Source organism: Streptomyces sp. NPDC097619 (assembly GCF_040302735.1).
GTDB lineage: Bacteria > Actinomycetota > Actinomycetes > Streptomycetales > Streptomycetaceae > Streptomyces.
In genome coordinates this window covers 37248-45480 of sequence record NZ_JBEOSD010000056.1, presented here as the reverse complement: position 1 = coordinate 45480, position 8233 = coordinate 37248, and the positions used below count along the sequence as shown (strand labels likewise).

The 8233-nt window shown below is 75.5% G+C and carries 5 protein-coding genes; 2 read left to right on the top strand and 3 right to left on the bottom strand.

Going from position 1 to position 8233, the window contains the following annotated elements:
* Window positions 1-71: 71 nt before the first annotated feature.
* The 3 genes from ABTZ17_RS17460 to ABTZ17_RS17450 form a co-directional block, all read right to left on the bottom strand.
* Window positions 72-932 carry an esterase/lipase family protein gene (locus ABTZ17_RS17460; protein ID WP_352196501.1) on the bottom strand — a complete coding sequence of 287 codons (861 nt, stop codon included), beginning with the start codon at window positions 930-932 and terminating at the stop codon, window positions 72-74.
* 243 nt (window positions 933-1175) lie between these two features.
* The gene (locus tag ABTZ17_RS17455) at window positions 1176-2138 is read right to left on the bottom strand and encodes a DNA polymerase Y family protein (protein WP_352196504.1); all 963 of its coding nucleotides are present in this window, start codon (window positions 2136-2138) and stop codon (window positions 1176-1178) included.
* Between the two features lie 233 nt (window positions 2139-2371).
* Complete coding sequence (locus tag ABTZ17_RS17450) at window positions 2372-5842, bottom strand: DNA polymerase III subunit alpha (RefSeq protein WP_352196500.1); 3471 nt, start codon at window positions 5840-5842, stop codon at window positions 2372-2374.
* A 476-nt stretch (window positions 5843-6318) separates the two neighbouring features.
* Here ABTZ17_RS17450 and ABTZ17_RS17445 point away from each other — a divergent pair, with 476 nt between their 5' ends.
* The gene (locus tag ABTZ17_RS17445) at window positions 6319-7494 is read left to right on the top strand and encodes an ABC-2 transporter permease (protein WP_352196499.1); all 1176 of its coding nucleotides are present in this window, start codon (window positions 6319-6321) and stop codon (window positions 7492-7494) included.
* On the top strand, window positions 7491-8153 hold the full coding sequence (locus ABTZ17_RS17440; RefSeq protein WP_352196498.1) for an acetate uptake transporter: 663 nt from the start codon (window positions 7491-7493) through the stop codon (window positions 8151-8153). The genes ABTZ17_RS17445 and ABTZ17_RS17440 overlap by 4 nt, the downstream gene beginning before the upstream one ends.
* Window positions 8154-8233 lie beyond the last annotated feature (80 nt).

Sequence of the window (8233 nt, the reverse complement as noted above, 5' to 3'; positions counted from 1 at the left end):
GACGGCGGCCGACGGGCCGGTCGACCGGCTCACGGGCCCGGTTCCCTTCGGGGGGACCGGGCCCGTCCCGTTCAGGGGGTGTCGAAGACCGAGGCGCAGGTGGTCCGTTCGGCGTTCGCCGGGTCGAGGGCGTTCTCGGCCGCGTGGAAGGCGATGCGGTCGGTGAGGCCGATGGCCACGTGCTCGGAGAGGTCCAGCGGGCAGAGGTCCTGGAGCAGGACGTTGCGGACGTTCGGCCCGGTCAGGTAGCCGCTGCGGTAGGGGGTGACGACCTCGTCGTACTGGGTGGCGATGACGGTGTAGGCCACCCCGGGGACGGTGTCGCCGCCCGCGTTGAGCCGGTTGAGGAAGTCGGAGCCGGCGATCTGGTCGGCGAGGCCGGGGGTGGCCGTGGTGAGGAGGTCCTGGGCGCCGGGGAAGTACGGGAGCAGCTTGGTGAGGCCGAGCAGGGTGGTGCCGTGGTTGTCGGGGGCGAGGCCGACGAGTGCGTTGACCTTGGCGGCGCCGCCGAGGAACTTCAGGTACCAGCGGGGCATCATGCCGCCCTGGGAGTGGCCGACCATGTCGACCTCGGCGGAGCCGGTGGCGGCGAGGACCCGGTCCACGAAGGTGCCGAGCTGCTGGGCGGACTTCTCGATGGGTCCGAGCCCGTTGAAGAAGGGCACGCCGGGGAGCTGGCCGTAGTCCAGGGAGTAGACGCAGTAGCCGCGGTTGACCAGGTAGGGGGCGAAGCCGAGCCAGTTGTCCACGGAGTTGCCGAAGGTGCCGTGGACGAGGACCACGGGGCGGGGGTGGGCGGCGGAGGGCTTGCAGGACCAGTTGTTCCAGCCGCGGCTGGGGGCGTCGGCGGCCTGGGCCGGTACCGGGACGAGGACGGCCGCGGCGAGGGCGAGGACGGCGAGGGGCCGGAGGAGTCGTCTCCAGGGCAGCATCGGATGGTCTCCTTGCGGGGGAAAGGAACGCGATGGGGGATTCGCCCGTGATCCGGATCACAAGGTGAGCTGCACCGCCAAATTACGGGCGAGTAGCATCCGGTGGGAAGTTACGCGTCGGTAAAAACTGGCGCGTCGTCATCTCCGGCGCGACGCCGGCACATGCGTGCGTCCGCCCGTACGTCGGTACGGTCGGGGGTCGCGCGCGCGGCGGACGGCCGGGCGGGGTGGTGCGGAGGGCGGTCAGGCCGCGAGGGTGCCCCGCAGGACGGCTCCGGGGCCGAACTTCGCCCGGACCAGGTCGGTCACCGCCTCGATGCGCCGGGCCCTGTCGTCCTCCGGGTCGAGGCTGAGCTGCCGGGCCGCGCGGGCGGCGGGGCCGATGCCCTCCGCGCGCAGCCCCAGGACCCGGACCCGGGCGCGCTGCAGGCCGAGGGATTCGTACACGGTCCGGGCGGTGGCGGTGAGGGCCACGGAGTGGGCGGTGGGTTCGGCGAGGGTGCGGGTGCGGGTGACGGTCGTCCGGTCGGCGCACCGGACGGTCAGGGTGAGGCTCCGGCAGACCTGCTCCCGGGAGCGGAGCCGGGCGCCGAGCTCCTCGGTGAGGGAGAGCAGGGCGCGCCGGTGCCGGTCGGGGTCGGTCTCGTCGTGGCCGAAGGGGCGTTCGGCGGCGAGGGAGCGGTCGGGGGCGCCGGGCAGGACCGGGGTGCGGTCGATGCCGTGGGCGCGTTCGTGGAGTTCGCGGCCGGCGCGGGCGCCGAGGATCCGTTGGAGGACGGGCAGGGGCGCGGCGGCGATCCGGTCCACGGTGTCCAGGCCGTACCCGGCGAGGGTGCGGGCGGTACGGGGGCCGACCCCGTCGAGGGCGGCGGCCGGTTTCCCGGCGAGGAACTCCCTGACGGCTGCGGGGTGTCCGGGGACGAGCAGGGTACGGCCGGGCTCCGCCCCGCGGGCGGCCAGCCGGGCCAGCAGGGGGTTGGGGGCGGCGCCGACGGCGCACTCCACCCCGTATCGGGCCAGGGCGCGGACCCGCAGGAGGGCGGCCAGTCGCACCGGGTCGCAGTCGAAGTAGCGCAGGGCGCCCCGGACGTCGGCGAGGGCGCCCTCCGGGGGCAGGGCCTGCACCACGGGGGTCAGTCCGGTGAGCAGGTCGAGGACCCCGTGGTGGGCGGCGGTGTCCAGGGGCGCGCCGTCGATCCGCCGCATCCGGACGCACAGCACGGAGGCGGCCGCCGCCCCGGCGTCGCGCACCACGTCGGGGCGGCCCGTGCCCAGGCGGCCCGTGTCGGGACGGCTCACGTCCGGGCGGCCCGTGTCGGGACGGCCCGCGTCCGGGCGCTTCGTGCCCGCGGCCGTCGCGCGCCCGGCCATCCCGCGCTCGCCGGTCATCCCGCGCTCGCCGGCGATCCCGTGTTCCCCGGTCGTCCCCTGTTCCCCTCTCATCCCGCGCTCCCCGGGCTGGCGTGCCAGAGGCGGCGTCCGCCGGTGGCGGGGTCCTCGCCGGCGGGGCGGAGGTCCGCCCAGGGGTTCATCTCGTATCCGGTGGGCATGCGGATCCGCCGCCCCTCCCCCGCTTCGGGGCCGGACCCGGGGTCCGCCACCGGGGCCGGTTCGGCCAGTCGGGCCGCGACCGCCTCCAGGCCTCCCGCGGCCCGCAGCCGGGTCAGTTCGGCCAGGTCCCAGGCGGCGGCGCCGACCACGGTCAGGCTCTGCGGTCCGCGCCGCTGCACCACTCCGCGGACCAGCAGCAGGAAGGAGTGGAACACGGTGTGGGCGCACGCCTCGTGGCTGTCGTCGAAGAAGGCGAGGTCGACGAGGCCGCTGCCGTCGTCGAGGGTGGTGAAGATGACCCGGCGACCGGAGCGGACCGGCGGGGTCTGGGTGGCCGCCTTGGCCCCGGCGACCAGGACGGTCTGCCCGTGGTCGGCGGTGCGCAGCTGTCGGGCCGGGAGGACGCCGAGTTCGGTGAGGAACTCCTGGTGGTCGTCCATGAGGTGCCGGGAGGTGTCCATGCCGAGGACGCCGAGTTCGGCGCTGAGCCGCTCGGCGTCGTCGAGCGGGGGCAGGCCGAGGGGGGCGGTGCCGTGGCCGCCGCCGAGGGGGAGCTGGTCGCCGTGGGCGGCGCGGCCGCGGCGGGACCGGTGGAGTTCGGTGAGATGGAGGAGGAGGTCGCGGCGGTTGGCGCCGAAGGGGTCCAGGGCGCCGACCCGGGCGAGGCGTTCGGCCACCGGGAGGCCGGGGCGGGCCCGGTCCCAGAAGTCGAGGAGGGAGGCGTAGGGCCGGCCTTCGGCGATGCGGGCGGCCTCGGCGGCGCTGATGCCGTGGACCTCGGAGAGGGCGAGGCGCAGTCCCCAGGTGGTCGGGGGGCCGGGCACCGGTTCGACGCGGTGGGTGACGGCGGACCGGTTCACGTCCAGCGGCAGCACCGGGACCCCGCGCCGTCGGGCGTCGGCGAGCAGCAGGCGCTTGGGGTACATGCCCGGGTCGTGGGTGAGCAGCCCGGCGTAGAAGGCGGCCGGGTGGTGGGTCTTGAGCCAGGCGGACTGGTAGGTGGGCACGGCGAAGGCCACGGCGTGGGCCTTGCAGAAGCCGTAGGAGCCGAAGGCTTCGACGATCTCCCAGGTGCGGGCGGTGACCTCGGGCGGGTAGCCGCGGGCGGCGGTGCGTTCCGTGAACCAGGCGTGGATGCGGCCCTGGGAGCCGGGGTCGGAGAGGCCGCGGCGGACCCGGTCGGCCTCGTCCCGGCCGCAGCCGGTCATGATGTCGAGGATCTCGATGATCTGCTCGTGGAAGACCACCACCCCGTAGGTCTCGCGGAGCGGTCCCTCCAGGTCGGGGTGGGGGTAGCGGACGGGGGCGCGGCCGTGCCGGGCCTCGACGAAGGGCCGCACCATGTCGGCGGCGACGGGGCCGGGGCGGAACAGGGAGATGTCCACGACCAGGTCGTGGAAGGTCTCCGGGCGCAGTCGGCCGATGAGGTCGCGCTGGCCGGGGGATTCGATCTGGAAGCAGCCGAGGGTCTCGGCGGAGCGGATGAGGCGGTAGGTGGCCTCGTCGCCCGGGGGGACCTGGGTGGGGTCGTCGAGGTCGAGGCGTCGCCCGGTGGCCCGTTCGACCTCGCTGACGGCGTGGGCCATCGCGGACTGCATGCGGACGCCGAGGACGTCGAGTTTGAGCAGGCCGAGGTCCTCCACGTCGTCCTTGTCGAACTGGGACATGGGCAGGCCCTCGCCGCTGGTGGGGACGACGGGGGTGCGGGCGAGGAGGGAGGCGTCGGAGAGGAGGACCCCGCAGGGGTGCATGGCGGTGCCCCGGGGCAGCGCGTCGAGGGCTTCGACCAACTCCCAGAGTCGGCCGTGCCGTTCGGCGCGGACCCCGCGCAGTTCGGGGAGTTCGGCGAGGGCGGCGCGGGCGTCGCGGGCCCGGATGTGCGGGAAGGACTTGGCGAGCCGGTCGATCTCGGCGGGGTCCAGGGAGAGGGCGGCGCCCACGTCGCGGATGGCGTGCCGGACCCGGTAGGTCTCGGGCATGGCCACGGTCGCGACGCGTTCGGGTCCGAAGCGGGCGAGGATCGCGCGGTAGACCTCCAGGCGGCGGGCGGACTCCACGTCGATGTCGATGTCGGGGAGCACGGCGCGGCGCCGGGAGAGGAACCGCTCCATCAGCAGGCCCTGTTCCACCGGGTCGGCGTGGGCGATGCCGAGGAGGTGGTTGACCAGGGAGCCGGCGCCGGAGCCGCGGGCGGCGACCCGGATGCCGAGTTCCTTGACGTCCCGGACCACCCGGTCGACCGTCAGGAAGTAGGAGGCGTAGCCGTGGTGGGCGATGATGCCCAGCTCGTGGTGCATCCGGTCCCAGTAGGCGGGCCGGTCGGCGTAGCCGCGCAGGACCATGCCGGCGGCGCAGCGGGAGGCCAGGGCGCGTTGGGCGGTGCGGCGGCCCGCTCCGGCGAGGGCCGGTTCGGGGAAGTGGACGGAGCCGATGCCGAGGTCGTCCTCGGCGTCGACCCGGCAGGACGCGGCGTCGTCCAGGGTGCGGGCGAGGAGGGCGCGGGCGTCCCGGGCGCGGCCGCCCGCGGCCTCGGCGACGCGGGTGGCCAGGGCGGTCATGGCGGCGGTGTCCTTGAGCCAGCGTTCCCCGCTGTCGTGGGGGCCGCGGGGGTCCACGGGGACCAGGCGGCGGGCGGCGTCGAGGACGTCGGCGACCGGTCCCTGGCCCGGGTCGGCGTAGCGGACGGCGTTGCTGAGGACGGCCGGTACGCCCTGTTCGGCGGCGAAGCCGAGGGTACGGGCGGCCAGCCGCAGGGAGCCGGGTCCGGTCCCGGTGAGGCCGTGGTGGACGACTTCCAGGCGGAGGGAGTCGGCGTACCGGTCCCGCCAGGGGGCGAGGAGCCGGGCGGCGCGGTCGGGACGCCCGGCGGCCAGGGCCCGGCCGACCTCGGAGTCGGGGCCGAGGAGGACGAGGAGGCCCTCGCCGTGGTTGTCCTCCCAGGGCAGCAGGGGGCGGGCGGCGGCCCCGGCGTGGGCGGCGGTGACCAGGCGGCACAGTTCGGCCCAGCCGGTGGCTCCGTCGCGGGCCAGGAAGCGGGCGCGGGGGGCGGACTCGTCCACGAAGGCGCCGCCCTTGACGGGGGTGCGGCGGCGTTCGGTGGCGGGGCGGGCGCCCGCGGCTCCGGGCGGGGCGGGCACCGGGGCGGGGGCGGTGGCGAGGCAGGTGCCGAACAGGGGGCGGACCCCGGCCGCCGCGCACGCCTTCGCGAAGCGGACGGCGCCGGCGAGGGTGTCGCGGTCGGTGAGGGCGAGGGCGTCCAGCTGCCGTTCGGCGGCGCGTTCGGCCAGCCGTTCGGGGTGGGAGGCGCCGTACCGCGCGGAGAAACCGGAAACGGTGTGCAGATGCGTGAAACCGGGCACCCACGCCTCCTGCTCTCCGCGGCCCTCCTGGGGCCTTCCTCCGGCTGACCACCTCCCCTCCTTCCACCATAGACCACTTTCGAACGTACGTACGACACACGTGTTCGAGCTTCTTCGCCGGCTTCCGGAGGGAGCCGCGGGGCGGGACGAGGGACGGGTCCGGGCCGGCGGAGTGAGGGCGGGAAGCGGGCGGGAAACGGTGGGAGCGGCCGGGAATCCGGGCGGTCGGCACGAGCACCGGGGTCTCGGCGGGCCGTAAGCGGAACGGGCGGCGGGGCGCGTCGGGCGGGTGCGCCGATCGGGCGGCGGGTGCATCGCGGGTACATCACGGCGGCGGGCGGGCCGTGGACGAGGAGCGGGAAGGCCGGGCCGGCGGTGGGCGGGGCTCCGGGGCCGCCCGTCCGCCGGCCGGTCGGGGATCATCCGTTCGGCCCTCCCCTGCTGCGGGAGCCGCCGCGCGCGCGGAGCGTGGGGGCATGACGCAGACGGACGCAGAGCCCTCCCGCGGTTTCCTCGCGGAGATCAAGGACGCCGTCACCACCCGGGCAGCGCTGCTGGTCATCGGGGTACTGGCGCTCCAGCTCGCCTTCATCACCTCCTACATCGGCGCCTTCCACCAACCGAAACCGCATGAGATCCCGCTGGCGGTGACCAGCCCGGTGGCCCAGCTCACCGAGCAGTCGGTGCGGCAGCTCGGACAGCTGCCCGGCGACCCCCTCGACCCGCGCGCCGTCGCGGACGAGGCCACCGCCCGGGACCAGATCCGCAACCGCGAGGTGGACGGGGCGTTGATCATCGACCCGCGCGGCACCACCGACCGGCTGCTGGTCGCGAGCGGAGCGGGCGCATCCCTGTCCCAGGCCGTGGCGGAGGTGGTGACCCTCGCCGAAGGGACCCAGAAGCGGACCGTGCGGATCGTGGACGTGGCCCCCGCCGACAAGGGCGACGCCCGCGGCCTGTCCTCCTTCTACCTCGTGGTCGGCTGGTGCGTGGGCGGCTACCTGTGCGCCGCGATCCTCGCCATCAGCGCCGGGGCCCGGCCCGCGAACTCCGCCCGCGCCGTCATCCGGCTCGGGGCCCTGCTGGGGTACGCGGTGGTGGCCGGGCTCCTCGGCGCGGTGATCGCCGGGCCGGTGCTGGGCGCCCTGCCCGGCAGCATCTGGGGCCTGTGGGGGCTCGGCTCGCTGATCGTCTTCGCGGTCGGGGCGATCACCCTGGCCTTCCAGGGGCTGGCCGGGGTCGTCGGCATCGGGCTGGCGATCCTGCTGGTGGTGGTGCTGGGCAACCCGAGCGCGGGCGGCGCGTACCCGTACCCGCTGCTGCCCGCCTTCTGGCGGGACATCGGACCGGCACTGCCGCCGGGAGCGGGCACCTACGCCGCCCGGTCCATCGCCTACTTCAAGGGCAATGACGCCGGTCCCGCGATGCTGGTCCTCGCCGCGTGGGCGGTGCTCGGGGCGGCGGTCACCCTGGCCTGCGCGGTGTTCCGCAAGGGCCGGCCGGGGGCGGCGGTGGGCAGCGGCCTCCCGGACGGCACCGACGGCCCGGGCACGGGCGGTACCGGCACAGGCGGTACCGGCACGGGCGGTACGGGCATCGGCGGCGCGGGTGGCACGGGCGGGGACGCCCCGGCCCCGAGCGGTGCCCGGTGAGCCCGTCCGACTTCCGGAACCGGCAGGGGCCGGTCGCGCAGGCGGTCTCCGTCAAGCGGATGGAGCCCAGCGCGCAGGCGCAGCTCGGCGCGCTGGGCCTGACCGGGTTCATCGTGGTGACGGTGATCGCCACGGGGATCGACGCCGGGATCTTCCCGGAGAAGCTCGGGCACTCGGTCCTGCCGCTGGTCGGGTTCTTCATCGGCGGGCTGGCCCAGCTGCTGGCCGGGTTGTTCCAGGCGCAGCGCGGCGACACCTGGCACGCCACGGTGTTCGGCGGCTTCGGGTTGTTCTGGATGGCGAAGGCGTGCCTGTTGCAGTGGGTGCTGCCGGCGACCGACCCGGCCCTGCGCGGCGACGTGAGCGGGCTGTTCACACTGCCGTGGGTGTTCGTGGTGTTCGTGCTGTGGCTGGGCAGCTGGCGGATCCACCTGGTGCTGCTGTCCACCTTCACGATGGTGCTGGTGGTGTTCGTGGCGATGACGGTGAGCGGGTTCACCGGGTCGGTGATCTGGGAGCGGATCACCGGCTGGAGCGGGCTGCTGGCCGCGCTGGGGGCCACGTACCTGCTGGCCGGGCAGGTCCTCGCGAGCACCTGGGGCCGTCCGGTGCTGCCGATGGGTCGCTTCCTGGCCCCGGACGCCGATCCGGAGACCTGAGGACGCGATGGAAAGGGCCCGCCCGGAACCATGGGGTTCCGGGCGGGCCCTCTGCCGTCGTGCCGGGGGGTGGCGGGGTG